The organism is Streptomyces sp. NPDC002324 (assembly GCF_053593335.1).
This window is the reverse complement of sequence record NZ_JBSFCF010000018.1, coordinates 148,622-173,230: the sequence shown is the minus strand read 5'-3', so window position 1 is coordinate 173,230 and position 24,609 is coordinate 148,622. Positions and strand designations below refer to the sequence as shown.

At 70.1% G+C, this 24,609-nt stretch carries 23 protein-coding genes and 1 pseudogene; 16 read left to right on the top strand and 8 right to left on the bottom strand.

The genetic code is table 11. The features are described 5' to 3' along the window. Positions 1-141 (top strand): annotated as a pseudogene (locus tag ACWCRJ_RS23885) (2-oxoacid:ferredoxin oxidoreductase subunit beta); the annotation flags it as partial. 49 nt (positions 142-190) lie between these two features. On the opposite strand, the gene ACWCRJ_RS23880 reads toward ACWCRJ_RS23885, so the two are convergent. Then, entirely contained in the window at positions 191-607 is a 417-nt protein-coding gene (locus ACWCRJ_RS23880; RefSeq protein ID WP_450941175.1) for a winged helix-turn-helix transcriptional regulator, read from the bottom strand. A gap of 92 nt (positions 608-699) precedes the next feature. Between ACWCRJ_RS23880 and ACWCRJ_RS23875 the strand changes: the two genes are divergently transcribed. The 3 genes from ACWCRJ_RS23875 to ACWCRJ_RS23865 all read left to right on the top strand — a co-directional run bounded on the left by ACWCRJ_RS23875 (position 700) and on the right by ACWCRJ_RS23865 (position 3,990). Then, positions 700-1,554 carry an SDR family oxidoreductase gene (locus ACWCRJ_RS23875; protein WP_450941174.1) on the top strand — a complete coding sequence of 285 codons (855 nt, stop codon included), beginning with the start codon at positions 700-702 and terminating at the stop codon, positions 1,552-1,554. Positions 1,555-1,943: 389 nt separating this feature from the next. Further along, positions 1,944-2,903 (top strand): EamA family transporter RarD, encoded by a 960-nt coding sequence (rarD, locus tag ACWCRJ_RS23870; protein ID WP_450941173.1) that lies wholly within the window; start codon positions 1,944-1,946, stop codon positions 2,901-2,903. Between the two features lie 118 nt (positions 2,904-3,021). After that, the gene (locus ACWCRJ_RS23865) at positions 3,022-3,990 is read left to right on the top strand and encodes a M28 family metallopeptidase (protein WP_450941172.1); all 969 of its coding nucleotides are present in this window, start codon (positions 3,022-3,024) and stop codon (positions 3,988-3,990) included. A 105-nt stretch (positions 3,991-4,095) separates the two neighbouring features. On the opposite strand, the gene ACWCRJ_RS23860 is transcribed toward ACWCRJ_RS23865, so the two are convergent. From ACWCRJ_RS23860 to ACWCRJ_RS23830, 7 genes are all read right to left on the bottom strand, one after another. Next, positions 4,096-4,785 (bottom strand): hypothetical protein, encoded by a 690-nt coding sequence (locus tag ACWCRJ_RS23860; protein WP_450941171.1) that lies wholly within the window; start codon positions 4,783-4,785, stop codon positions 4,096-4,098. Then, positions 4,775-5,383 (bottom strand): hypothetical protein, encoded by a 609-nt coding sequence (locus ACWCRJ_RS23855; protein ID WP_450941170.1) that lies wholly within the window; start codon positions 5,381-5,383, stop codon positions 4,775-4,777. Before ACWCRJ_RS23855 ends, ACWCRJ_RS23860 begins: the two co-directional genes overlap by 11 nt. Before the next feature lie 1,467 nt (positions 5,384-6,850). After that, positions 6,851-8,347 (bottom strand): ABC transporter permease, encoded by a 1,497-nt coding sequence (locus tag ACWCRJ_RS23850; protein WP_450941169.1) that lies wholly within the window; start codon positions 8,345-8,347, stop codon positions 6,851-6,853. After that, positions 8,344-9,243, bottom strand: a complete 900-nt coding sequence (locus ACWCRJ_RS23845; RefSeq protein WP_450941168.1) for a nucleoside hydrolase — start codon at positions 9,241-9,243, stop codon at positions 8,344-8,346. Before ACWCRJ_RS23845 ends, ACWCRJ_RS23850 begins: the two co-directional genes overlap by 4 nt. A gap of 202 nt (positions 9,244-9,445) precedes the next feature. After that, positions 9,446-10,402 carry a hypothetical protein gene (locus tag ACWCRJ_RS23840; protein ID WP_450941167.1) on the bottom strand — a complete coding sequence of 319 codons (957 nt, stop codon included), beginning with the start codon at positions 10,400-10,402 and terminating at the stop codon, positions 9,446-9,448. 74 nt (positions 10,403-10,476) lie between these two features. Beyond that, positions 10,477-11,226, bottom strand: coding sequence for a hypothetical protein (locus ACWCRJ_RS23835; RefSeq protein ID WP_450941166.1), 750 nt, complete (start codon positions 11,224-11,226; stop codon positions 10,477-10,479). A gap of 68 nt (positions 11,227-11,294) precedes the next feature. After that, complete coding sequence (locus ACWCRJ_RS23830) at positions 11,295-12,275, bottom strand: peptidoglycan DD-metalloendopeptidase family protein (protein WP_450941165.1); 981 nt, start codon at positions 12,273-12,275, stop codon at positions 11,295-11,297. A 362-nt stretch (positions 12,276-12,637) separates the two neighbouring features. Here ACWCRJ_RS23830 and ACWCRJ_RS23825 point away from each other — a divergent pair, with 362 nt between their 5' ends. The 12 genes from ACWCRJ_RS23825 (at position 12,638) to ACWCRJ_RS23770 (ending at position 24,585) form a co-directional block, all read left to right on the top strand. Continuing rightward, positions 12,638-13,051 carry a DUF6668 family protein gene (locus ACWCRJ_RS23825; protein WP_450941164.1) on the top strand — a complete coding sequence of 138 codons (414 nt, stop codon included), beginning with the start codon at positions 12,638-12,640 and terminating at the stop codon, positions 13,049-13,051. Between the two features lie 12 nt (positions 13,052-13,063). Beyond that, complete coding sequence (locus ACWCRJ_RS23820) at positions 13,064-13,333, top strand: hypothetical protein (protein ID WP_450941163.1); 270 nt, start codon at positions 13,064-13,066, stop codon at positions 13,331-13,333. Positions 13,334-13,540: 207 nt separating this feature from the next. Next, a complete protein-coding gene (locus ACWCRJ_RS23815; RefSeq protein ID WP_450941162.1) occupies positions 13,541-13,825 on the top strand; it encodes a hypothetical protein in 285 nt (94 codons plus the stop codon). Between the two features lie 36 nt (positions 13,826-13,861). Then, a complete protein-coding gene (locus tag ACWCRJ_RS23810) occupies positions 13,862-14,632 on the top strand; it encodes a hypothetical protein (RefSeq protein WP_450941161.1) in 771 nt (256 codons plus the stop codon). A 1-nt stretch (position 14,633) separates the two neighbouring features. Further along, complete coding sequence (locus ACWCRJ_RS23805; RefSeq protein ID WP_450941160.1) at positions 14,634-15,809, top strand: hypothetical protein; 1,176 nt, start codon at positions 14,634-14,636, stop codon at positions 15,807-15,809. Between the two features lie 101 nt (positions 15,810-15,910). Continuing rightward, positions 15,911-17,404 (top strand): SCO6880 family protein, encoded by a 1,494-nt coding sequence (locus tag ACWCRJ_RS23800; RefSeq protein WP_450941159.1) that lies wholly within the window; start codon positions 15,911-15,913, stop codon positions 17,402-17,404. Continuing rightward, on the top strand, positions 17,401-18,903 hold the full coding sequence (locus ACWCRJ_RS23795; protein WP_450941158.1) for an ATP/GTP-binding protein: 1,503 nt from the start codon (positions 17,401-17,403) through the stop codon (positions 18,901-18,903). Before ACWCRJ_RS23800 ends, ACWCRJ_RS23795 begins: the two co-directional genes overlap by 4 nt. Beyond that, complete coding sequence (locus tag ACWCRJ_RS23790) at positions 18,900-20,657, top strand: type IV secretory system conjugative DNA transfer family protein (RefSeq protein ID WP_450941157.1); 1,758 nt, start codon at positions 18,900-18,902, stop codon at positions 20,655-20,657. Before ACWCRJ_RS23795 ends, ACWCRJ_RS23790 begins: the two co-directional genes overlap by 4 nt. Then, the gene (locus ACWCRJ_RS23785) at positions 20,654-21,040 is read left to right on the top strand and encodes a DUF4913 domain-containing protein (protein ID WP_450941156.1); all 387 of its coding nucleotides are present in this window, start codon (positions 20,654-20,656) and stop codon (positions 21,038-21,040) included. Before ACWCRJ_RS23790 ends, ACWCRJ_RS23785 begins: the two co-directional genes overlap by 4 nt. An 88-nt stretch (positions 21,041-21,128) precedes the next feature. Further along, a complete protein-coding gene (locus tag ACWCRJ_RS23780) occupies positions 21,129-22,490 on the top strand; it encodes a hypothetical protein (protein WP_450941155.1) in 1,362 nt (453 codons plus the stop codon). A gap of 362 nt (positions 22,491-22,852) precedes the next feature. Continuing rightward, positions 22,853-24,034, top strand: a complete 1,182-nt coding sequence (locus ACWCRJ_RS23775; protein WP_450941154.1) for an amidase — start codon at positions 22,853-22,855, stop codon at positions 24,032-24,034. Beyond that, the gene (locus ACWCRJ_RS23770) at positions 24,031-24,585 is read left to right on the top strand and encodes an NUDIX domain-containing protein (protein WP_450941153.1); all 555 of its coding nucleotides are present in this window, start codon (positions 24,031-24,033) and stop codon (positions 24,583-24,585) included. The genes ACWCRJ_RS23775 and ACWCRJ_RS23770 overlap by 4 nt, the downstream gene beginning before the upstream one ends. The last annotated feature ends 24 nt before the right edge of the window (positions 24,586-24,609 follow it).

Below are 24,609 nucleotides of genomic sequence, written 5' to 3'. Positions count from 1 at the left end.
ATCGGCATCCTGCGCTCCGTCCAACGCCCCGTCTACGACACCCAGATGGCCGACCAACTCGACACCGCCATCGACCACTACGGCAAAGGCGACCTGCCGGCACTCCTGGCCGGCAAGGACACCTGGACCGTCGTCGGCTGAGGATGGACGGCCGAGGGTGAACGGTTGAGCGCGGAGGCCCGGGTCGGGTTCAGGCCCGGGCCTCGTCGTATGCCTGCCGGGCCTCGTCGTACGTCCGGCGGGCCGCCTGCACCTCGTCCATGCGGTCCTTGGTCCAGCTCGCGAGGGCGCGGACCTGTTCGGCCGCCTCGCGGCCGAGGTCGGTGAGGGAGTAGTCGACGCGGGGCGGGATGACGGGCTTGGCGTCGCGGTGGACGAGGCCGTCGCGTTCCAGGGTCTGGAGGGTCTGGGTCAGCATCTTCTCGCTGACGCGGCCGATGGCCCGGCGCAGCTCGCTGAACCGGTAGGACCGCTCCAGCAGCACGATCAGGACGAGGACGCCCCAGCGGCTGGTGACGTGCTCCAGGACGAGGCGGTGGGGGCAGAGGTTCTCGCCGTTCATGTCGTCCGCGATCGCAGGCTGCTTCGACACCTTACTTACGGTCATGCCAGTACCTTACTTCAAAGTGGGTACTTTCGCAGAGTTAGCGCACCCCCTATGGTTAGTGAAGCACCCCGCCCCACTGGAGGAGTTTCACCATGAGCATCGTCGTCACCGGAGCGACCGGTCACCTCGGCAAGTTCGTCGTCGAGGGACTGCTGGAGAAGGTTCCGGCCGAGCAGATCACGGCCGTCGTCCGCAGCGAGGAGAAGGCCGCGGGGTTCGCGGCGCGCGGCGTGAAGATCGCCGTCGCCGACTACAACGCCCCCGAGACCTTCGACGGCCTGTTCGCCGCCGGTGACAAGGTGCTGCTGATCTCGGGCAGCGAGGTGGACAAGGACCGCGCCGCCCAGCACCAGGTCGCGATCGACGCCGCCAAGGCGGCCGGGGTCGCCCTCCTCGCCTACACCAGCGCGCCGGGCAGCCTGACGGCCGCCCTCGCGAACGACCACCGGGCCACCGAGGAGGCGCTGCTCGCCTCCGGCCTGCCGTACACCCTGCTGCGCAACGGCTGGTACAACGAGAACTACACCGAGCAGCTCGGGCCGGTGCTGGAGTACAGCGCCGTCACCCACGCCGCCGGCGAGGGCCGGGTCTCCTCGGCGACCCGCGCGGACTACGCCGCCGCCGCGGTCGCCGTACTGACCGGCGAGGGCCACGAGAACCAGACGTACGAGCTGGGCGGCGACACCGCGTGGAGCTTCGCCGAGTACGCGGCCGAGGTGAGCGGGCAGACCGGCAAGGAGATCGCGAACAACCCCGTCTCCGGCGATGTCCTGGTCGGCATCCTCACGGGCGCCGGGCTCCCCGAGGGCTTCGCCGCGGTCCTCGCGGGCGTGGACGCGTCCATCGAGAAGGGCGAGCTGGTCGTCTCCTCCGGCGACCTCTCCCGCCTCATCGGCCGCCCGACCACGCCGATCTCGGACTCGATCGCGGCGGCACTGAAGGGCTGAACCCGGACCTCGGGCCGCTGACCAGCGCCTCGGACCGCGGGCCGCGGACCTGCGCCTCGGACCGCAGACCGGCGCTTCGGACCGCGGGCCAGGACCCCGAACCGGGACCTCGCCCCCGGACCGGGCAGGGCGGCTCCCGCCCGAGCACTCTCCCGATCCCCAGCCCGAGCACCGGGGCCACGCCGCACCGGGTTCGCGCCGCCCCGGACACGAGTCCCGGGCCCGGCCCCCGGACACGAGCCCCTGACGAAAGCCCCGGACTCCCCCTCGGGCACCACCCCCGGCTGTCATGACCGTATGCCGATACGGGCATGACAGCCGGGGGCGGTCGGCGTTACCTTCGTCAGGGCTTGGGGTCGCGGTGGTGCGGCCCGTGAGAAGGAGGGGCCGTGGCGGCGCAGTCGAGGGGCGAACACCGGATAGGGCTGCTGAACGGCTTCGCCGCGTACGGGATGTGGGGGATCGTCCCGCTTTTCTGGCCGCTGCTGAAGCCCTCCGGCGCGGTGGAGATACTCGCCCACCGCATGGTCTGGTCCCTCGCGGTCGTCGGTGTCGCCCTGCTGGTGCTGCGGCGCTGGTCCTGGGCCGGTGAGCTGTTGCGGCAGCCGCGCAAACTCGCCCTGGTCACGGTCGCGGCGGCGGTGATCACCGTCAACTGGGGTGTGTACATCTGGGCCGTGAACGCCCACCAGGTGGTCGAGGCCTCCCTCGGGTACTTCATCAACCCGCTCGTCACGATCGCCATCGGCGTCCTGCTGCTGAAGGAACGGCTGCGGCCCGTGCAGTGGACGGCGGTCGGCGTCGGCTTCGCGGCCGTCCTCGTCCTCACCATCGGATACGGGCGGCCGCCGTGGATCTCGCTGTGCCTCGCCTTCTCCTTCGCCACGTACGGGCTGGTGAAGAAGAAGGTCAACCTGGGCGGCGTCGAGTCGCTCGCCGCGGAGACCGCGATCCAGTTCCTGCCCGCACTGGCCTATCTGCTGTGGCTGGGGTCGCGCGGGGGCGCCACCTTCGGCTCGCACGGGACGGGGCACGCGCTGCTCCTCGCCGCGACCGGGCTGGTGACCGCGCTGCCGCTCGTCTGCTTCGGGGCGGCCGCGATCCGGGTGCCGCTGTCCACGCTGGGGCTGCTGCAGTATCTGGCGCCGGTGTTCCAGTTCCTGCTGGGGGTCGTCTACTTCGGTGAGGCGATGCCGCCCGAGCGGTGGGCCGGATTCGCGCTGGTGTGGCTCGCGCTGTCGCTGCTGACCTGGGACGCGCTGCGGACGGCACGCATGGCGCGCAGGCGGCTGGAGGAATTGACCACCGTCGCCGACGTGTCCGAAGCACGTACCTCGCTGACCAAATAGCGCCCTTGACGGAGAGTCAGTCCCACCCGCACCATCCAGGCACCTCATTCACCGGATTCGCCATGGACACATCAACAGTGTCGTCCGGGGCGGACCCATGGAATTCGGAGCCCCCACTATGAAGCTCTCCGTTCCAGCTGCAGGACGCACCGCAGGACGCACCACCCTCGCCGCCGCCGTCGCGGCGGTCACGCTGATCACCACCGGGTCCATAGCCGGGGCGGCTCCCACCCCCGAGGTGGCGCTCGCCGCCGCACCCGACCTCCCCGTGGCCAACGTGAAGGCCCACCTGACCCAGCTCCAGTCCATCGCCACGGCCAACGGCGGCAACAGAGCCCACGGCCGGGCCGGCTACACCGCGTCGCTGAACTACGTGAAGGGCAAGCTCGACGCGGCGGGCTTCGTCACCACCACGCAGACCTTCACGTCCGGCGGGCGCACCGGCTACAACCTGATCGCGGACTGGCCGGGCGGCGACACGAATCAGGTTGTCATGGCCGGTTCACACCTGGACAGCGTCACCACCGGTGCCGGTATCAACGACAACGGCTCGGGCTCCGCCGCCGTGCTGGAGGCCGCGCTGGCCGTGTCCCGCTCGAACTACCAGCCCACTAAGCATCTGCGGTTCGCCTGGTGGGGCGCGGAGGAGCTGGGCCTCGTCGGCTCCCGCTACTACGTCAACAACCTGTCCTCGGCGAACCGGGGCCGGATCAGCGGCTACCTGAACTTCGACATGATCGGCTCGCCGAACCCCGGGTACTTCGTCTACGACGACGACCCCGTCATCGAGCAGACCTTCAAGGACTACTTCACGGGCATCGGCGTCCCGACCGAGATCGAGACCGAGGGCGACGGCCGCTCCGACCACGCGCCCTTCAAGAGCGCGGGTGTCCCCGTCGGCGGCCTCTTCACGGGAGCCAGCCGCACCAAGACCGCCGCGCAGGTCACCAAGTGGGGCGGTACGTCAGGCCAGGCCTTCGACCGCTGCTACCACTCGTCCTGCGACACCACGTCCAACATCAACGACACGGCGCTCGACCGGAACAGCGACGCGCTGGCGTACGCGGTGTGGGAGCTGTCGGAGTAGTCCGAGGCAGGGTTCGAGGTGGTCCATGCCCGGGGTCGGCCGGTCGGCGGGGAGCGCCGTGGCCGGGCCCGGGCCGGGTACGTGGTGATCGCGTGACCGGGCGGGTCAGCGTCGCGGCTGGTGAGTGGGTGCGCCGGGGGTGCCCGAGCGGGTGGGCGCGTAGGACGGTGGGCGGGTGGCGGTCACGGTGTGCCGTGTCGTCAGGGCGTGGGTGTGGGCCGGGGTCGCGCTCGCCGACCTGAGGCGGGACGCGACCGCCGTGGGCATGCGGGTGCTCTCGGCGAGACCGGCGGCCGCTTCCGAGCGCAGGGCACCGAGCCGGGCCAGATGGCTCCGCCGGCCCGCCGGGGTGAGCGCCGTGATGTCGACGCTCAGGGCGGACCGTACGGTCCCGGGGTGCGTCGGAATCGGGGCGGCGCCCTGTCCGGGGGCGCGGGACGGGTCCAGGCCGGCGGACCGCAGGGCCGCGGCGCGGGCGCTCCAGGGGGCCTTCTCGGGTGTACGGCGGTGCGGGGTGCGGGGGTTGCCGTCCCGGGCGCCGGGTGCGGGCGCCGATCGGTCGAGGGTGCGCCAACTCATCGTGCCGGTCAGCTCGTTGAAGGTGACCTCGACCCGGGGGCGGGGACTGGGGCGTTCGGGGGACGACGGGTGCGGGGAGCGGCGGCGGGCCGCGTGGGAGCGCCGGGCGACGGCCGGGTCGCGCGGCGTGTCCAGGGGGCGGGGAGGGGCCGGCTGCGTGGCACCGGCCCCGGCGGGTCCCCTGTCGTGGTGGTTGCCGGCGGGGTCACTGACCATGGGCGTAGGGGGCGGAGTCGAGGGCGCGGGCCCGTTCGGTGAGGCGGGTCATACGGGTGCGGGCCTTCTCCAGTTGCTCCAGGTCGTCGGCGGCGGGCCCCGCGTCGGCGGCGAGGTCGGTCCAGACGGCGATCAGGTCGCGGCCCAGGTGCAGGCCCTGGAGCGGGTCACGGACCGCGCGCCAGGCGGCCGCCGCGCTCTGGATGTTGCCGTACGCGGCACGCTCGTCGCGCAGACGGTGACGCAGACCCGCCAGGTCGAGGGAGAGGTGGAAGGAACGGAGGGCGTCGCCGGCCAGGTAGGCGATGTAGGCGGTCAGTTCACGAAGCTTCAGCACCTCGGGGTGGTGCGGGCCCAGCGCCACGGTCGCCTGGGCGACGGCCTGCTCGGCCATCTCCGCGGCCTCCTGGATACGGCCCAGCTTCACCGCCTCGTTGATGTGGGACAGGGGCTCCGCGAAGGGGGATGCCGCACCGCCGCTCGTCCCCTCCAGCTCCAACACGGCTTCAGCCACCCCGTCGAACTCCCGAACCGGCGCTGGTTTGGGACCGGGGTCCTCTTCCTCGACCTTCCACTCGGGAGCGAGATAGGAATCCATCGCGGACTCCTCTGGAGGCGCGAGCACGGGTGCCGGCGCCGAAGGGGGCACGATCGCGGGCATCGGATCGGAAGGCTGGTTGGGGGTCGGCGGCCAGGGTTGCGGCTCCAGCAACGCAGGAAGCACACCGCAGTCCGAGGTAAGAGCCGGTTCCCGACCCTGGCTCGGCGGCCACGGTTGCGGAGCCACGGCCGCCCCCGGGGCGGGGATGAGTTCGGTCACCGGGCCGAACTCACCCGTCGGGGGTGAGACGGTACCGATGGCCGGGGCCTGGTGCCGACTTCCGGCAGATGACGGATCCGCCCTGCCTGCCTCGGCCGTGATGCCGGGCGGGTCCTGCGAGGGCCTCGGGGCCTCGGGTGACTGCGCGAGTGGACCGTGCTTCGGTTCCGGAACCTTACGCAGGACGAACGTCGACGGCGCGACGCCACCCGTCGCCGGCTCCGATGGCCCTTGTTTCGCTCTGGTGAGAGGCATCGTCCGGGGCTCTCCGGACGGGCGCACCGGAGCGATGGACTCCGCCGCAGCCATCGGCTCCACCGCCGACAACCGCATGGTGCTCGACTCCCGCCTCGTCCGAGAGGCGAGGTCGCCGTGTGAGGAGTCACCGCCCTCTGCCTGTGTGTACGGGACTTCGGAAGCCACCACCGGCTCGGCAAGAGGTGCGGCTTCAGATGCAGGGCGCCCGGCGGTCGCGTGCTGCGGCGCGGGCACCCCGGCCGAGGCGGAAGGCGCGCCCCGCGTTGCGTGCCGCGCCTCAGGCTCTTGCCGCACCTCGTCCGCGGCGTTAGGCGCGGCTACGGCCGAAGGGCCGACCGCTTGTTCCGGTACCGCCGACTCCGGTACGGCACGCAGGATCTGGGTCGACCTGTCGCGGCGAACTGCCGGCGAGATCTCCGGACGCGCGACTGCCACGGCGGTCTCGGACAGCTGCCCGCCGGCAAACCGAGGCTCGACCGCGTCCCCGGCCCGTGGCTCGGCAATCGCCTCGCCGACGAGCCGGGGCTCTCCCACCCGGACCGGCTCTCCGGCGAACTGGCTGGCACCGTCCACGCACACACGCAACGGCACCACAAACCCGATGCGCTCATCGTGCACCGTGGCGTGCACAGGGTGGCCGGCAGCGAGGGCGATTCGGTGGAGGTGCTGAAGGACGGCCTCCTGGATCTCCTGGCCGTGCGCCGCGACGACCGATACGCCTCCGATCCAGGCAGCACCCGCCCCAGGGCCGACCGCGGGGACGTGAACATCGACCGGCACCGCCGCCGGGGCGGCCGAGGATGCCGAACGCTTTTGTTCCCTCTTCTTCTCCCGGCTGGGTCGACGCATCTGTTCCCTCACTCTGTCGTGCCGGGGAACCGGCCACACACTTGGTCCCAAGTCTCCCGGCTCGCCCACGGTTTCACGTCACCACGGCGTCACAGACACGTCGCAGAAGCCTGACCGGCTCGGCCTGGTGGCCATGGTTCAGCGCTTCGGCCCTCCCTTGTCGCTCCCCGGCGGTGGCGGCCCGGGCTGCCGAGGTACTCGCCAGGAGCCTGCGCCGGTGGTCCTGCCGGTCTGCTGGTTTGCGGGGTTCGGTGCACCAGGAGTGCCCGGAGACCTTCCCTTCCGGTGAAGCCCGGCGGCCTTGGCCACCGACGTTGCCCCACCGCCGGCCTGCGTCGAGAGGGAGGCACCAGAGGCGGTCACGACCCCGCGCAGGTGCTCCTGCGGTGTCTTGCCGCTGCCGGGCGCCGGCGTGATGGCGTCCTTGGCGAACCGCTTCTTCTCTTCGAGAGTCCTCAACTCGCCGAACCGCTTCCAGAGCGGTTCGGCCGCCTGCTGGTTCACTCCTGCGTGCTTCAGTGCCTTGTCCAGGTCCTTGACGACGTTCTTGTCGCCGCGCCGGACGAAGCTGTCCAGGACAGTGGAGAGCCTGCCGTCGGTCCCCCCGTCCCTGGCCACCCAGGACCGCACCTGGTCGGTGAACCTCTCCCGGGACTGCTGGAGTTCACCCTTCCAGTCGCGCCCCGCGTCGCGGCTCCGTGCGGTCTCGAGCGCGCTGTCGTGCACGGCGAGCACAGCGGCCGCCTTGACGGCTTCACGCACCTTCGGATCGCGGTACTGATCGGCGACGCGCACCGGATTGATGCCCACCAGAGGCTGCGGGTCGAACTGTTGCGGTAACTGCTGAGGACCCTGCACGGTGACGTTGACCGGACTGCCCATCGGCCCGTGCAGCGTCTCCTCGATCACACCGAGAGCATCCTGGTTGCCGAAGGTCTGTGAACGCTGCTCCGGAAGGTACGGTTGAGGAAGCCCCTGCCAGACGGCGTCCGGCTCCTGATGGAAGACATAGCCCTGCTTGGCCTCGGGGTGCGGGTCGTCCGGGGAGAGCGCCAGAAACGCGTACCTGCCCTGTATCTCCGTTTGTGGATAAGCCGACGTCATCAGTTCCTGAACGGTGCCTTTGAAGCTGGTGTCCACCACCGTGACCGAACTGTCCGGCAACCCCATCGGGACTCCCGAGGCGCGGAGGTAATCCGTGAGATGCCGGTAGGAACCGTCGACGTCCGCCGGATCCACCTTCTTGCGGGCGCCACGGAATGGCTCGGCCTCCGGGAAACTCGCTCCGGCGTTCTTCTCCAGGTCCTGGAGCGCCGCATCGACCACTGCCCGGGAGACCACCACCTCACGGCAGTGCCGGTCGAAGAACTCCGGATCCAGCCCGCGCACCGCCGCGGCGAGACTGTGACCGTCCCTACCGAGGAAGGCGATGACTCGGTCGGGGTTCTGCCGGACGTCGGCACGCAGATCGTCGAGCATCTCCGCGGAGACGGACACGATGAACGGCCCGCTGTGTTCGCGGAAGGCTGTGTATGCCTCGTCCACCGCCTGACGCTGTGCGGGGTCCTGGAGACCATAGGCCGCGTGGATGTCGGCCACCTGGCCATACAGTTCGTCAACAGGGCGCAGGGTCATCTGGATCCCTCTTCAGCCGACTTCCAGGCCGGGTCCAGCCGCTGGGAGAGCCACTGCATGAAGGCGGGGTAACGCGCGGACAGGCTCAGCCAGACCTGCACGCCTGCTTCAGAGCGGGTGGTGCGACCGATTCCGTCGACCGCCACCGGCATCCTGTCGAACTCGACGAAGGGCAGTTGGAGCGCGGCCGACAAGGTCAGCGCGTCGTGCTGGATCGTTCCCGGGTGGAAGCGTTCGAACCACTGCCGCATATGAGCCACCAGCAGGGCGGCCCATGCGGGTGCACCGGGTGAGGCAAGGAGCCGGTAGACCGGGTGGTCGGCCATGATCTCGATGGCCGTGGTGAACGTGACCTCGGAGGTGACGAAGTACGGCGTCGGCAGCAGGCCCTTGCCCACCGCGTCGAAGACCTTGTGCACGGACGGCACGTCCAGTCGGAAGTTGTGCTCTGCCCGGCTGGGGTCGCGGTAGTTCAGGGCCCCACCCATCTGAGTGACATGGAGCCGGGAGGCCAGTTCGGGAGCCTCTTCCAACACCAGCGCGAGATTGCTGAGCGGGCCCATGCCGATCCACTGCACCGGTCCCGGCGCTGCCGCGCACACGGCTCGCACGGTCGCTACGACATCGGCCGACTGCGCGGGGAGGTCGTCGGGCACCAGCCCCTCCGCGCAAAAATACTTCGTGTCCCCGAGAGAGATACCCGAGGCGACCGCGACATCCGTACGCCCGGTCAGGTCGAGCAGAAACCGGGCGAACCTGGCCCGCGCTCCGTAGCCGCCAGCCGGTCCGGTCTCGTCGCTGGTCAGCACGAGGGCCAGCCGCGGCAGGCAACGAGCCGCCGCCGTGACCGCCAGGGCGTCGTCGGCGTCGCCGCCGATGTCCGTATCGATGATCACCGGAGCTGAGCGGAGATCTTCTGGCCAGTTCCCGGTTGCCCGCATGCGGGCGCTCAGTGCGTCCAGACCCGTTCCCGGAAGTGCTTCCCCTGACTCCACGAGGGCGCGCCACTCGGCTCGGATGTCCTCCCGGGAGATGGGTTCGTCGTCACGGCTCTCGCCCATGTCTGCCTTCTCTTTCTCCTCGACGGTGCCATCAAAATCATTGGCTCTGTTGGCGGACGCGTACGCGTTCGGTGAGGCGGCCCATGCGGGCACGGGCTGCTTCAAGTTGCTCGGGATCGACTTCGGCCGGGACGCCATCGGCGGCCAGCTCGCTCCACAGACTGATCAGTTCACCACCGATGGCCAGCCCCTGCGACGGGTCACGAACGGCTCGCCACGCGGCAGCCGCACTCTGCACGTTGACGTAGGCCCGTACGTCTCCCTGACGTCTGCGTATCCTGGCGAGGTCCATGGACAAAGCGCACGAGCGCTGCGCATCGCCTGCCAAATAGGCTATGTAGGCCGCCAGTTCACGCAGTTGGAGCACCTCTGGATGTTCTTCACCCAGGGACTTCGTCGCCGAAGCGATGCTCTGTTCCGCCATCGCCGCCGCCGACTCGATCCGGCCCCTCTGCACGGCCTCGTTGATCCGCAGCACCGGCTCGGCAAGGAGAGACGGGGCGACCGACTCCGCCGTGGCGGCGGAAACCGTCTGGGGTGGGGCGAGGGCTGCCGAGGGTGCCGTAACGGGCTCAGGAGAAACGCGAACAGCGGGCTGCGGCGCCGGTGCGGGTTTCTTTGCGGGGACCGGCCGCGCACTCGGCTCCGGAGCCACGGCGGGAGCCGACTCCTCCGCCTGTCCCGGGACGGGACTCCTACCCGGCCCATCGGCTGTCCCAACCGCTGCCGTGACCATGCCCCCGGCCAACGGCACCGGCTCGCCGGCGAAATGACTCGACCCGTCCGCCACGACCTTCAGCGGAATGCTGAACCCGATGCGCTGGTCGTGAACCAACGCGTTCACCGCGTGCCCCGTGGCGAGAACCAGCCGGTGAAGATAGTTCAGTACCTCCTCCTGGACGCTCTCGCCAGGACCAGCAACGACGGGGAGACCGCCCACGGTGACCTGGCCGTGGGCGGGCACGTTGACCTCAATGGGGGTGAGCGCCGACAAGGGATCCCGTCCCTGCTCGGGCCGGCCCCTGTGACGCTGCTTCTCGCCGCGACCGAATCTGGACATCGCTTCCCTCACTGGGCGGAAGAGTGTGCGGAGGTGGCGGAGGCTGACGGGCTCTCCGGGCTCGGGGGATCCACGGCCTCGATCACGTTCACATCATTCACACGCCACGCATCACCCGCCGCAGAACGTACCAGCTTGAGATAGGCGTTCAGCCGTGGTCCTCGGCCGTTCCAGCCGTCCCGGCCCTGTGCCTTCCCCTCCACGACGAGGTTGCGGTAGGCGACCCGCGCACCGTCCTTGGGTGCGTCGTCCTCCAATTCGACGCTCACCGTCACGGTGGTCCAGGCCTGATGCCGTGCCCAGACGTTCCAGTCGTTCCCGGGTCCGCTCGCCGCCCGGTAGGAACGCTCGATGGCGGCTCTGCGCTTCGTGCACCAACGGGTCGCGCGCAGCAGGGCGTCGTGAGGACTCGCGTCGTACTTCGTGTCGTAGCTGTACGCCAGTTCGGCCCAAGCATGGGAGACGGCGGTGGCGTCGTTGTCGTCCACGGCCTTCTGCGTGGGCACATGCGCGTCGAGGCCGAGGGGTTTTCCGGACGGCACCGGCGCCTTGGGGTCGATGGAGGGTTGCGCCGACGCCGACGACTCGCTTCCACTCTGTCCGGTCTGGCTCTGACGGTGATCGGGCAGTCCGCATCCCGACAACAGGGCGAGCGCAGTGGCGGCCGTGAGCGCCCCGGCCACGGCCCTGCGCAGCGTACGGCCGGGTCGTGTCCGCCACACGAACGAGGCCGCCCGCGGGCCGCACCCGCTGTCCATCCGGATCACCCGCCCTGACAGATCGGGCGCTCGTGTCTCCGCCGCCCCCATGACGTCCCCCTCTTCCACTACTTCAGCCCCAGCCACGGAGCCGGGTCCACATACTTCTCATTCTCCGTGACTTCGAAGTGGGCGTGCGGACCGGTCGAGAAGCCGGTGGAGCCGACCGCGCCGACTCGCTGGCCGACCTTGACCTGCTGTCCCACGGAGACGGCGAAGGCAGACATGTGGTTGTAGGTCGTGGTGACCTTCTTGCCATTGATCGTGCCGTGCGAGATGACCACACGGTTGCCGTAGCCGTTGGACCAGCCGGCGAAGGTCACCTTGCCGTCCATGGCAGCCAGGAAGGGCGTCCCCGCAGGCGCCCCGAAGTCGATGCCCGTGTGCAGCTTGTAGACGTGCTGGATCGGGTGCATGCGCATGCCGTAAGGGGAAGTGACCAGCAGCTTGCCGCGCAGCGGCGCCGCCATCCGCTGGCCGGCGGGGATCTCACCCGGCGGATCGTCGACCGACTCGTACTTCGGAATCAGCGACTTGATGCGCACGACGTAGTTCTGAGTCTCGGTGTACGGCGGTATGCCGTGGTACTGCTCGACGGCACCCGGGCCCGCGTTGTACGCGGCGAGTGTCAGGTCGAGGGTCTCTCCGGATGCCTGTCCGCGCTTCTTGTACCCCTCGACGTCCTCGGCGAGGGCACAGTCGTAGCGCCCCTGCGCCATGATGGCGTCACCCGGGTCGTACGGCGACACGCGGCCGTTGCCGTCGTCGTCCCTGCCCCAGGTCTTCCAGGTGCCGGGCATGAACTGGGACAGTCCCTCGGCGCCCACCGGTGACTTGGCGTTGGGGTTCCAGCCCGACTCGGCCTCGATCTGGGCCGCGATGACAGCCGGCTTGATCACATCGCACTGCGCGCCGGCCTTGAGGACCCAGGGGACGTACTGCGCGGGTACCGCGCCATCGCTGAGACCGCCGCCCACTCCGTTCCCCTGAGCCTCGGCTTCGACGTCACCTCCGACTCCCACCATCATGACCACGGGAAATATGATCATCGCCACTCCACCCAGCACCACCCATGTGGTGGGACTCCCCCCGTTCTGCGACATTCGCTCCCCTCAGCATCAAGTAGCTCTACGGCATGGTCAGTTGAGTCTCACAAGCATCGGCCTTCGCGTAAGTAACCACCGGGTCACGAACTTGTCCCAAGGCTTCGCGTGGTATTACCTGTCACTCTGACATCAGAGATCATCAAACCGTAATCCGTTGATCCAGCACGGGGGGAGATTCGGCGGTGCAAGGGAGCACGCCAGGCGGACCGGAAATCTGGCTTCGCGGGCCGGTCACCGCGCCTGGGCAACCAGCACCATCTCCGCCCGCGGAAGAAGCGCCGCCGGTCCGGGAGCAGTTGGCCTGGGTGGCCGTGCACGGTGGTGCGGGCGCGTCGACGTTGGCTGCCGTCTTCGGCGGCGTCGACATCGGCCGCGCCTGGCCCCGGCCGGAACAGGGAGAGCCCGGCTCCATTCTGCTGGTGGCCCGTACGCATGCCGCCGGACTGTTGGCGGTGTCGCAGACACTCGATCTCTTCCGGCGCGGGGAACAGCCATCCGGTCTCACTCTCGTCGCCGTGGTGTTGGTGGCCGACGCACCCGGACGCCTGCCCCGTCAACTGCTTCAGCGCATCAAGGTGATCGGCTCGGCCATCGAGGTCCACCGGGTGCCCTGGATGCCGGCTTGGCGGACGGGGGACCTCACCGCTCCCATGCCGCGCGAGACGGCGACGTTGGGCCAGCTGCTCACGACTGCCTCGCCGCATTCGGAAAGACCATGACGAGGAGCATCAGTGGCGACGCCCAAACCCTTTGACGACAGCTCACCCGATCCCATCGAGATCAGTCCTGCGGTCACCACCAGTCTCGACGAGGTTCTCGGCTACATCGCTTGGCTTGTCTCCGCCGCCGCGGTGGCAGGTCTGCTGTTCATCGGAATCCGTATGGCGATCGCCGTACGGAACGGCGGTCGCGACGAGTATCTACGGGAGTTCCTCCTGGTGATGTGCGCCTGTGTGCTCGGCGCCACGGCCGGACCGGTCGTCGGTTTCCTCTTGGGCTGAACCTGGCGGTCCAGCACATTCGGAGCCGGTGAGTCCGGATCTGAAGCGTGGTACCGCATGCGCGGACACTCCGCTCAATGTCGCGGACATGTCACCAGCGGGTGGCAATTCGCTACATGGCTTGGGCAATGAAGCCCGAGCCGCCACTCTCGTCTAGCCACCATTACGTCATCGGCCCACAGTGGCCCAGCAATTCGGGGAGAAAGCATGTTCAAGACACTCGCAAGCAAGGCGCAGGCCGAATTGCTGGCCGCTCCCAATCCGAAGGCGGATGCGCCGGAGGCCCTCACGGACAAGGTCGACACGGTCCTCGGTCTCCTCGCCTGGGCGGGTACCGCGGCGGGAGTGGCCGGCGTGTTGATCACCGGCGCCATGATGGCGATCTCCATGCGGCGAGGGGAAGGCTCCGAGCACATGGGCCGCCTCGGCATGGTTCTCGGCGGCTGCGTCCTGGTGGCCACGGCCGGTCCGATCGTGAACTTCGTCTTCTAGACCGATCTTCTGGAGCCAGTGAGAGGAAGACCGACGGTGGTGAACTCCCGCCAGGCCCAGGGAGGAAGCGGAGAATGGGAGCAACCTTTCTGGCAGCAGCGCGGCTGGATCCTGTCAGCCGCGTTCCTTCTGGCCCTGCTCTTCATGGGTGTCGTCGGCGTGGTGATCGGCGACGGTAACGACACGATGCAGGCGGACGACGCCCCTGCCCCGGCCCCGAGCCCGACCGCCACACAGGCCGACGACAAGACCGCCGACACCCGTCCCGCAGGCTGCCGCACCGACGACAGTGACCAGGAGAAGCCCACCGCGGTCCCCAAGGACTTCCGATGGAAGGCCAACGGCACCACGCTGGTTCCCGTCTCGAAGAGCGCGGGCCCGCTCAAATACGATGGCCCCGTCTGGTCCTGTTTCGCGCACACGCCGATGGGAGCGGTGCTCTCCGTCCACTCCATCACCGACCACCTCGGTTACGCGGGTTGGCGTGACGTCATCGAACGTCAGGTCGTCCCGGGGAAGGGACGCGACGCTCTGATCGCCAGCCGTTCCCAGGAGGAGGACCGCCCCAGGTCGGGCAAGGCGGAAGCCAGCGGTTACTCCGGGTTCGCGGTTCTCTCGTACAGCAAGGAAGCCGCGACCGTGATGGTTCTGGTCCGCGGCCCCAACGCGGGCGTGTACGGCACCGCTTCGATCAATGTGGCCTGGCACGACGGCGACTGGAAACTCGCCCCCGAGTCGGACGGCACAATCTACTCCGGAGTGGCGCAGGTCAGCGGCACCAACGGCTTCGTCACCTGGGAGGCGTGAGATGGCCGACTGCTCCGCACTCATATTCGATTGCATCGGCACAGGCCTGGAATGGGCTCTGAACTCGGGTGGTGAGGCTCTCGCCGCCGGCGGAGTCCTGGCCTTCGCCAAGGCGATCGGTGAAGCGACCTCGGAGGTCCTCAAGTCACTCACCGGCGTCTGGATCGATGTCAAGCCGGTGGGCCCCGAACCCGTCATCCACGAGATCGAGGGGGCGACCAACATGTTGGTCGCCTATGTGGCTGTGGCCTCCCTGCTGATCGCCTGCATCCGGATGGCCGTCGACCGACGGGGCGAGTCGATGAAGGTCGCGTTCATGGGGATGTGGAGGGTGCTCCTCGTCGGCGCCCTCGCGGTCCCGGTGATGCGGGCACTCACCACGGCATCGGACACCTATGCCGCCAATGTCTACGAGGCGTCCAACCTGGGCGATCAGGCCGAGACCATCCTCGGCGTCATGACGATGCACTACCCGGGCCTGATGCTCATCTTCGGCCTGCTCGTCATCATCTCGACCCTCGTGCAGATCTGTCTGATGTACATCCGCATCGGCGTCATGATCATGTTGATCGGCACGCTTCCGCTGGCGGCCGTGTCCTCGATGACCGGATGGGGCGAGGGCTGGTGGAAGAAGCACATCGGCTGGCTGGCAGCCTGGTTGCTGTACAAGCCCGCGGCCGCTCTCATCATCTACTCCGCCACCGCGATGACGAGAAACCCCAATGACGTGGGCCAGGTCATCGCGGGCATGGCCATGCTGGCCATGGCCACCTTTGCCCTCCCCGCCCTGCTCAAGCTGATCGTCCCGGCCACCGCCGCACTCGGCGGCACGTCCGGCGGCACCGTCGCCCTCAACTTCGCCAACAACGTGGCCAGTGGAGCGGTCAGTCTCGCGGGTGGCTCCGGCGGAGGCGGAGGTGGCAGTTCGTCCGGGCCGAAGGGCTCTCCGTCCGCGGGGGCCGGAAGCCCGGCCGGCGGTGCCGGTGGCGGTGCCGCCGCGGGAGGCGCGAGAGGTGCGGGTGCCGCAGGCGGAACAGCCGCCGCAGGTGCAGCCACCGGTGGCGCGGCCGTCGCCGTCCAGGCTGCGGCAGTGGTCGCGCAGGCCCAGCTCTCCGCAGCCACTGAGGTCATGAACTCCCTCGACGACAACGACGGGATGAAGGGTCACAACCAATAGCCCGTCGGTCCGTCGACACCGGCCCGGGCCGGCCCCCCGGCCCGGGCACTCCCTCACCTGCCAGGCCATGAGCCCGTGCAAGCCGGAAGAAGGAAGAACCCATGTCCAGCGACGCCATGACGCGTCCCACGTACGGGAACTGGCGGCGCCCTCGCCGCCCCGGACTCGGTCCACTAGGCCTCCTCGGCACCGTCGTCGCCTTCGGCGGACTCCTGGTGGCGCTGCTGGCCTCGTTGGTCTCCCTCATGGCAGCCGTCGTCGTGCTCGTGCCCGTGGCACTCTTCCTCGCACCTCTCGCTCTGCGCACAATGGACGGCCGCAACGTCTATCAGCTTCTTGCCGTGCGCATCGGCTGGATGAAACGGAAGGCGAACGGCTCGACCACCTACGTCTCCGGCCCGCTCTCCCGCCGACCCGGAGGCCGCTTCCAGCCGCCTGGTCTGCTCGCCCGTACCAAGATGTACGAGGGCCGGGACGCCTATGACCGCTCGTTCGGCGTGATCCACCACCCAGGCCGCAATCTCTACACCGTGGTACTCGCCTGTGAGCCCGACGGCGGTTCGCTGGTGGACCCCGAGCAGGTCGACGTCTGGGTGGCGTCCTGGGGCGACTGGCTGGCCCGTCTGTCCCACGAGCCAGGTCTGCGCGGCGCGCAGGTCGTCGTCGAGACAGCCCCGGACACCGGCACCCGGCTCGCCGCGGAGGTCCTGCCCCGTATCGCGCCCGACGCCCCCGCCGCAGCCCGCGCCGTGATGGAGGAGGTCGTCGAGCGCTACCCGTCCGCCTCCTCCGAGATGCACACGTACATCGCGCTGACCTACGGTCCGACCGGTGGTCCCAAGCGGGACGTCGACGACGTGATCACCGACCTGTCCATGCGGCTTCCCGGCTTGTTGTCCGGGCTGGTCGCCGCTGGCGGCGGTTCCGCGTACCCGCTGTCGGCCGAACGGCTCGCCGAGATCGTGCGGGTGGCCTACGACCCGGCCATCGCCCCCGACGTGCTCAGCGCCCGTGCCGAGAACGCGACGACCGGTCTGGAGTGGGCCGACGCCGGCCCCGCGGCAGCGGTCGAGAGCGTCAACGCCTACCGGCACGACTCGGGTGTCTCGCGCACCTGGATGCTGACGCTGGCGCCGCGTGGCACGGTCCGTTCCGGCGTGCTGCGAGGCCTGTTGGAGCCTGCCCCAGGCACCCGACGCAAGCGGGTCTCGCTGATCTATCGGCCGATCGACCCGGCGACCTCCGCCCGAATCGTGGAATCCGACCGTCGCTCCGCCCACTTCATGGCGAGTTCACGGGGTGGTCTGGTGGAGGCACGTGCCACGTCCGAGGTACGGGCGGCGGAGCAGACGGCGGCCGAGGAAGCCTCCGGTGCGGGGCTCGTGGAGTTCTCCATGATGGTGACGGTCACCGTGGACAGTGAGCAGGAGCTGCCCGACGCGTCGATCACCGTCCGCAATCTCCAGGCCTCCTCGCGCATCGTGATGCGCCCTGCTGACCGCATGCAGGCGTCGGCGTTCACGTGCACTCTTCCCGTCGGCCTGCTCCCGTGGGAGCACACCCTCGTGCCGTATCAGATCAGGGAGGCACTGTGAGTAAGAGCGATCCGCAGCGGCCGCCCCGCCCTGTCATAGCCCCGCCTCGCGGCTGGTCCGGGCCGGGCGGCGGCCAGGTCGGCCATGTCGATCCGCCGTCGATGTGGCGGTCCACCACCGTTCAGGCATGCGGACTGTGGCCGTTCGCGGCCGGATCCGGCGCGCCTATGACGGGCGTCCCGCTCGGCCAGCACCTGCACACCGGCGCGACCGTGTGTGGCGACCCCATCTCATGGTTCACCCGCGCCCGTTACATCTCCAACCCCTCCCTCTTCATGCTCGGAATGCCGGGCCTCGGCAAGTCCACGCTGGTGAACCGGATGCTGATAGGCATGTCGGCGACCGGCATCACCCCGCTGGTCCTGGGCGACCTCAAGCCGGACTACGCGGACACCGTCCGGGCCCTCGGCGGTCAGGTGATCTCCATCGGCCGGGGTGTCGGTGGCATCAACGTCCTCGACCCCGGCGCGATGGGCCAGGCAGCGGCACGGATCGGTGGCGAGCGGGGGCGGGTGCTCGCGGCGGAGGCACACGGTCGTGTCCTCAACATGGTGGCCGCACTCATCACGATCGTGCGCGGCCGGCCCATGGACGACCACGAGCAGTCGGTCCTCTCCGCCTGTCTGCACCACCTGACGGAGCGGACCGAGCCGGGACGGCCCCCGCTCCTTCCCGATCTGTTGCGCGTGCTGGACGAGGGTCCCGACCGGGTCCGCGCGGTGACCCTGGACCGCGGCAATGAGGCCCGCTACCAGGAGGCCGTCGACCCGCTGCACCGCTCGCTCCTCGGCGTCCTGGACGGTCCGCTGGGCGACACATTCGCCACCGAGACGTCGACCCGCATCGACCCCGCGTCGCCCGCCGTCTGCGTCGACATCTCCCGTATCGGCGAGGCGGACACTCAGCTCACGGCCGCGGCGATGCTCGCGGCCTGGTCGGACGGCCTCGGCACGGTAGCCGCCGCGCACGCCCTCGCGGATGCCGGTCTCGCTCCCCAACGCTGGTTCTTCACCGTCCTGGACGAACTGTGGCGCCCGCTCCGCGCCGCCTCCGGCATCGTCGAACGCATCGACGCACTCACCCGCCTCAACCGCTCCCTCGGCCTGGGCGACGCGAAGATCACGCACACGCTGAAGGATGCGGAGGCCCTCGGCAGCGAGGCCGACCGGGCCAAGGCGCGCGGCTTCGTCGAGCGGGCCGGCATGGTCGTGTGCGCGGGGCTGCCGCGCACCGAGATGCGCGAACTGGGCGAGATCGTCGGCATGTCGGAGCGGGAGATCGAGCTGGTCTCCTCCTGGTCGTCGCCTCCCGGCTGGGCCAGCACCGGCGGCAACGAGGAGCCGCCGGGCCGTGGACGCTTCCTCATCAAGGTCGGTGGGCGCCCCGGTATCCCGATCAAGGTGTCGATCACGGACACGGAGCGCAATCTGCACAACACCAACACCCGGTGGACCGGGAACAAACTGAACCTCGCGAAGCCACCGGAGGCATCGAGATGAGTACGCGTCCCGCGCGCAAGGGCCAGTCCGCCGGTGACGATTTGCTCCCCTGGATCATCCCGGGCGTGGCCTTCCTCGTCGGTGGTCTCTTCACCGGCGCCTGGCTGGGCGGCACACTCGGTGCGGCGCTGTCCGCCGGCGGCTGGGATCCGCCACCCTTCTCGCTGAACACGCTGGCGACCCTGGTCAAGGACGGTCCGCGGGCACTGTGGCCGCAAGCGTCGAGCGGCGCGGTGACGGCCGGAATCGCCACCGTCTTCGGGGTGTTCGTCGCCCTGGTGGTCACTGTGATCATCCTCGTACGTGGCCGCGGGAGACGCCCCGACGGCCTCGCCGCCCGCAAGGAACTGGCCGGCATGCTCCCCAAGGGCGCGGCCGAGCGCGCCCGTTCCCTGCGCCCGTCCCTGTCCAAGGCCGCCAAGCTGGAGCCGGACGAGACCGGCAACCTTCTGGGCAACCTCGAACCCAACGGGCCCGAACTGCGCTCCAGCTACGAGGACGTGGAGCTGGACCTGATGGCCCCGCGCGCCGGCAAGTCCACCGGCATCGCCGTCCCCCGCGTCCTGCGCGCCCAGGGCAGCGTCCTGCTGACCTCCAACAAGGCGGACGTCTACAGCGTCACCCGTGCCGAGCGCGAACGGGTCGGCCAGGTATGGGTGTTCGATCCGCAGGGCATCGCGCACACTTCGCGCGCCATGTGGTGGGACATGCTCGCCGACGCCGCGACCATCGAGGGCGCCAGGCGGCTCGCCGGCCACTTCGTCGGCGCGGTCAACGACGACGCGTCGAAGCGCGACTTCTGGATCTCCGCGGCCCAGAACACGCTCACGGCGCTCTTCCACGCCGCCAACCGCGGCGGGCGCGGAATCGACGAAGTCCTGGCATGGCTCGCCGATCCGGCCGACCGCACCCCCATCGACCTGTTGCGCGACGCGGCCATGCCGGCCCTCGCCGACCAGTTGCAGGGCACCATCCAGGGTGCCGTCGAGACCCGGGACGGCATCTACGAGACGGCCCGGCAGTGCGCGGCCTGTCTCCTCGACCCGGCGATCGCCGCCTGGGTGACACCGGACCCGAAGCTGCCGCAGTTCCTGCCGGACCGGCACGCCCTCTCGCGCGACACCCTGTACCTGCTGTCGAAGGACGGCGGCGGCTCGGCGGCGGGTGTCATCGCGGCGGCCGCGGACTCGGTGCTGCGCGCCGGTGTCGTCGCCGCCGAGCGGATGGGCGGCCGCCTCGACCCGCCCATGACGGCGGTGCTGGACGAGGCCGCCAACGTCTGCCGCATCTCCGACCTGCCCGACCTCTACTCCCACCTCGGTTCCCGTGGCATCAACATCGTGACGCTGCTGCAGAGTTACCGTCAGGGCGTACGTGTCTGGGGCGAGGCCGGGATGGACGCGCTCTGGAGCGCCGCCACCATCAAGCTGCTCGGCGCGGGCCTCGACGACGCGGACTTCGTGGAGAAGGTGTCCCGGCTGGTCGGCGAGCACGACGTGTCGACGGTCAGCCACTCCAGGAGCAAGGACGGCCGCTCCCGCTCCACCTCCTACCGTCTGGAGCGCATCCTGCCCGCGGACCGCATCCGCGCCCTCCCCAAGGGCACCGCACTGCTCCTGGCCACCGGGGTCAGGCCCGCCCTCGTCCGCCTGCGCCCCTGGTACGCCGAGCCCGGCGCCGACCGGATCCAGGCGGCCGCCCAGGCAGAGGTGAAGGCCATCACCGCCCGCGCCGTGGAGAAGGCCGTCCGATGACCACTGCTCAGGATCAGGCCGGAGCGCCACCCTTCATCCTCTACCTGGACGGCGAGGACTACGCCGAGGAGATGCGCAACCTGGCCCTGTGGGTCTCGGATCTCCTCCTGCCCGTCTACGGCCGCGAGGTCAGCTCGCAGCAGCCCTGGTGCCCCCGCTGGTGGGAGCACCTGGAGGCGGTGGCCCGGCTGCACGCGCTCTGGCTGGCCTGGCAGGAGTACACCGACCCGACGGCCGGCGCCTCGGGCCCCGCCGTCTGGCATCGCGACCATCTCAGCCCCGTACTCGCCGAACTGCGTTCTCCCACAGGACCGTTCGCGGGCTGCAAGCAAGGCAACCATAGAGTGAAGGCGGTGCCGACGGTCGAGACATACGACGGCTGACGTTCGAGCACGCTCGATGTGAGACCGCCCGCCGAGGCCCGGCAGCCGGTGTCGACGAGGCCCCCCACGTGACGAGAAGGAACAGAAGATGCACAGGACGAAGGCAGCCGTGGCCGTCACCCTGGCAGGGGTGCTGCTCGCCGGATGCAGCGCGGACGGCGACGGCGGTTCCGACACCGGCAAGGGCGACAAGGGGTCCGGCACGACGGCCCCTTCCTTGGCCGAGCTCACCGTGCCGTCCGCGTACGACGGTGCCAAGGGCTGGGATCAGGAAATCGACTGGGTGCCGGAGAACACGGAGTCGCAGATGCCGGTGACGACGGACGGGGCGACGGTCGCGTACATCCTCCGGTCCGGTGACGGTTACACGGTCCAGGCCCGGGACAGCGCCACGGGCAAGGTGCGGTGGACGAGTTCCCCATACCAGGTGCCGACCGTGATCACCGACAAGCCTTCCTACGGGTACGACGAGGACAACGTCGAAATTCCGCAGGTCGCCGTCACCCGACAGAATGGCCGCACCTATGTCGCGGCCTGGGCACACGGCCAGCAGGAGGGAGACGCCCTCGCCACGAGCCAGGAGATCGTGCAGGTCGACCTCTACGCGATGGACTCCTCCGGCACCTCCATCGCCCCACTGCACCGTCGCTCCGTTCCCGTCACCGCCAACAAGGGCACGGTCAGGGTCCACGAGGGCGCGAACAAGACCGGGCTGGTCTTCACATGGGAGGACAACCCCAGCGTGCTCGCCGCATCCGTCGACGCCGCGACCGGCAAGGTCACGCAGTACGACGCGTCCCACCGGATTCCCGACTGCACGCTCATGTGCGGCGACCAGTCCGTGGTGGCCGTGACCTCGAAGGGCCCTGTGGCACAAGGTTCGTTGGACGGTTTCGGTCTCATGGGCGGGTGGTCCTCCCGGGACATCGCGCCGAAGGGCGCCGACCCTGGCCTGGCCGACAGTCCCAAGGGGCACATCGCCGCCGTCCGCAACGGGGTGTTCCTCGCCAACTGGAACGCCGACGACGACCCGGACACCCGTCTCTGGTCCGCACACGACCTGGTCACCGGGCGTCTCCTGGGCAGCATGACATGCGGCGAAGGGACCACGTACACCGTCACCGACGGCGTGGCCTCCCCCGACGGCCGCTATGTCGCCCACAATTCCGTCGCCTTCGACACCAAGTCGGGTACAGGGCTCTGTCTCCAGGGCGACGACACCCGCCGGACCATCGGTGTCCGTGCGCTCACGGACGACGGCATCGTCTACGGCGAGACCGACGCCGAGAGTGGCGCCAAGCCCGTGATCGAGCTGAAGGTGAGCGACGGCAAGCCGAAAGTCCTGCCCGAGGGAACACAGCTCCCGGCGGCGATCCTGAAGGACGCGGCACTGTTCACCCTGCGGGAGAACGGTGCGGGTGTTCTGGTCTGCGTTCGTCAGGGGCGCTGACAAGCGGCCGCGTACGATGCGGGACTCCGACCGGGCGAGGCAAAATATGGGCTACCCAACCCGCTCCCTCGTCGGCACCCCGGTCCCCCTTGTCCAAGGCAGCCGCGCTGACCCCCCGCGGACGAAGCAACAGCGGTGCCGGCAATCCGACGAACCAGACACCGGAAGCGCCCCACAGGGGCCCGCTGTCTCCCCGGTCCACCCGCGGAACCCCCAGCCGCCGACTCCTCACGGCCCGTCCCGCCGACGAGCCGTTCGGGCTCGGCAGCAGCCGCGTACGCCGGCCCTGCCGTCGCTCGGCGCCTGCGGACGGGCTCGTTCATCAAGTCGGCCACATGAAAGCGTAAGGACGGTCGTCACCTATGAGGGTTCCGATTCAGCGAGCCGATCAGATCGCCACAGCCGTCCGAGCGGGTGAGACGAGGGCCGTCGACGTCGTCGCGGCCACGCTCACCCGGATCGAGCAGGCCGAGCCCACGTTGTGCGCCTTCGCCGAAGTGTGGACCGAGGACGCGCTGCGGTCGGCGGTGGAGGTGGACGCGCGGGTCGCCCGCGGCGAGTGGTTGCCGTTGGCCGGGGTGCCGATCGGGGTGAAGGGGCGGGGCGGGCTGCGTTCGGCGGCGGCGCGGGCGCTTGTCGCGGCCGGGTGCGTACCCGTGGGGGCGACCTCCGTGCCCGGCCCCGGCACCCCCTGGCAGACCTGGGGGCTCGGGGCCGGCGGCCGGACCCTCAACCCCTGGCGGGCCGACCGGACTCCGGGCGGCTCCTCCGCCGGGTCCGCCGCGGCGGTGGCCGCGGGCCTGGTCCCGATGGCGACCGGCACGGACGGCGCCGGGTCGGTCCGCATCCCGGCCGCCTGGTGCGGTGTCGTCGGCTTGAAGGCCACCAACGGCCGCCTCCCCTCCGCCGACCGCACCGGTCTCGCGACCCCCGGCGTCCTCGCCCGCCACGCCTCGGACGCGGCGGCGTACTGGCGGTGCGTGGCGGGTGAGACCGCCGAGGGCGCGTACCGGCCGCCCAGCGCCGTCTGGTCCTCCGACCTCGGCTTCGCCGGCACCGATCCCGAACCCGCCGCCGTCGCCCACCGCGCGGCGCTCCGCCTCGCGGACGCCGGCCTCGTCCGGCTCGTACGCCCGAGCGTGCCGCCGCGCCTGGAGGACCCCGCCCCGGCCTGGTCGGCCCTGCGCTCCGCGCCGGCGTCCGACGCCGCCACCCTCCGGGCCGCCCGGGAACTCCGCGACGGGAACGACCGGCGGCTCGCCGCGCTCCTCACCGAGGCCGATCTGATCCTCACCCCCACCACACCCAACGCGCCCCACGGTCACGAGGGCCCCGGTGACCGCTACTCCACGGCCCTGACCTGGGCGTTCAACCTCAGCGGGCACCCCGCCATGAGCATGCCCGCCGGGTTCGGCGCCGACGGCTGCCCGATCGGACTGCACCTGGTGGCGCGGCACGGCGAAGAGACACTGTTGGTGCGGGTGGCGCAGGCCGCCGAAGCCGTCCGGGCCCGCCCCGGACCGAGAGCGGGGGACCTGGCATGAGATGGACCGTCCACGGTGAGCACGTGATCCACGACACCCCCTGGGTGCGGTTGCGCTCGCTGGACGTCGAACGGCCCGACGGCACCCGCGGCGACTACCACGTGGTCCGGCTGCGGGACCTCGCCGTCACCGCGGCCGTCGACGCCCGGCGGCGGGTCCTGATGATGTGGCGCCACCGCTTCGTCACGGACACCTGGGCCTGGGAACTGCCCATGGGCCTGGTCGAGGACGGAGAACGGCCCGAGGAGGCGGCGGCGCGGGAGCTGGAGGAGGAGACCGGCTGGCGGCCGGGGTCACTGCGGGAACTGGTCTACGCCGAGCCGGCGGCCGGTGTCACCGACACCCGGCACTTCGTGTTCCGCACGGACGACGCCCGGCGCGTCGGCGAGCCCACGGAACGCAACGAGTCCGATCGCCTGGAATGGATCCCCCTGACCGACATGCCGGGCCTCATCACCCGCCGGGAGATCGTCAGCAGCGCCACGCTCGTGGGTGTCATGGCCCTGTTGCTGGCACGCTCCGACGAGACGCCGTCCGTACCGGGCCGGTGACTGGCTGTCAGACCCTTGGTCTAG

Excerpts from the sequence above, each read along its gene's own strand:
- ACWCRJ_RS23780 (WP_450941155.1), top strand. The coding sequence starts at position 21,129 with ATGCACAGGACGAAGGCAGCCGTGGCCGTCACCCTGGCAGGGGTGCTG.
- ACWCRJ_RS23835 (WP_450941166.1), bottom strand. The coding sequence starts at position 11,226 with ATGGACAGCGGGTGCGGCCCGCGGGCGGCCTCGTTCGTGTGGCGGACA.
- ACWCRJ_RS23860 (WP_450941171.1), bottom strand. The coding sequence starts at position 4,785 with ATGGTCAGTGACCCCGCCGGCAACCACCACGACAGGGGACCCGCCGGG.
- ACWCRJ_RS23880 (WP_450941175.1), bottom strand. The coding sequence starts at position 607 with ATGACCGTAAGTAAGGTGTCGAAGCAGCCTGCGATCGCGGACGACATG.
- ACWCRJ_RS23800 (WP_450941159.1), top strand. The coding sequence starts at position 15,911 with ATGTCCAGCGACGCCATGACGCGTCCCACGTACGGGAACTGGCGGCGC.
- ACWCRJ_RS23875 (WP_450941174.1), top strand. The coding sequence starts at position 700 with ATGAGCATCGTCGTCACCGGAGCGACCGGTCACCTCGGCAAGTTCGTC.
- ACWCRJ_RS23775 (WP_450941154.1), top strand. The coding sequence starts at position 22,853 with ATGAGGGTTCCGATTCAGCGAGCCGATCAGATCGCCACAGCCGTCCGA.
- ACWCRJ_RS23785 (WP_450941156.1), top strand. The coding sequence starts at position 20,654 with ATGACCACTGCTCAGGATCAGGCCGGAGCGCCACCCTTCATCCTCTAC.
- ACWCRJ_RS23815 (WP_450941162.1), top strand. The coding sequence starts at position 13,541 with ATGTTCAAGACACTCGCAAGCAAGGCGCAGGCCGAATTGCTGGCCGCT.
- ACWCRJ_RS23770 (WP_450941153.1), top strand. The coding sequence starts at position 24,031 with ATGAGATGGACCGTCCACGGTGAGCACGTGATCCACGACACCCCCTGG.
- ACWCRJ_RS23855 (WP_450941170.1), bottom strand. The coding sequence starts at position 5,383 with ATGGATTCCTATCTCGCTCCCGAGTGGAAGGTCGAGGAAGAGGACCCC.
- ACWCRJ_RS23790 (WP_450941157.1), top strand. The coding sequence starts at position 18,900 with ATGAGTACGCGTCCCGCGCGCAAGGGCCAGTCCGCCGGTGACGATTTG.
- ACWCRJ_RS23805 (WP_450941160.1), top strand. The coding sequence starts at position 14,634 with ATGGCCGACTGCTCCGCACTCATATTCGATTGCATCGGCACAGGCCTG.
- ACWCRJ_RS23865 (WP_450941172.1), top strand. The coding sequence starts at position 3,022 with ATGAAGCTCTCCGTTCCAGCTGCAGGACGCACCGCAGGACGCACCACC.
- ACWCRJ_RS23850 (WP_450941169.1), bottom strand. The coding sequence starts at position 8,347 with ATGACCCTGCGCCCTGTTGACGAACTGTATGGCCAGGTGGCCGACATC.
- ACWCRJ_RS23830 (WP_450941165.1), bottom strand. The coding sequence starts at position 12,275 with ATGATCATATTTCCCGTGGTCATGATGGTGGGAGTCGGAGGTGACGTC.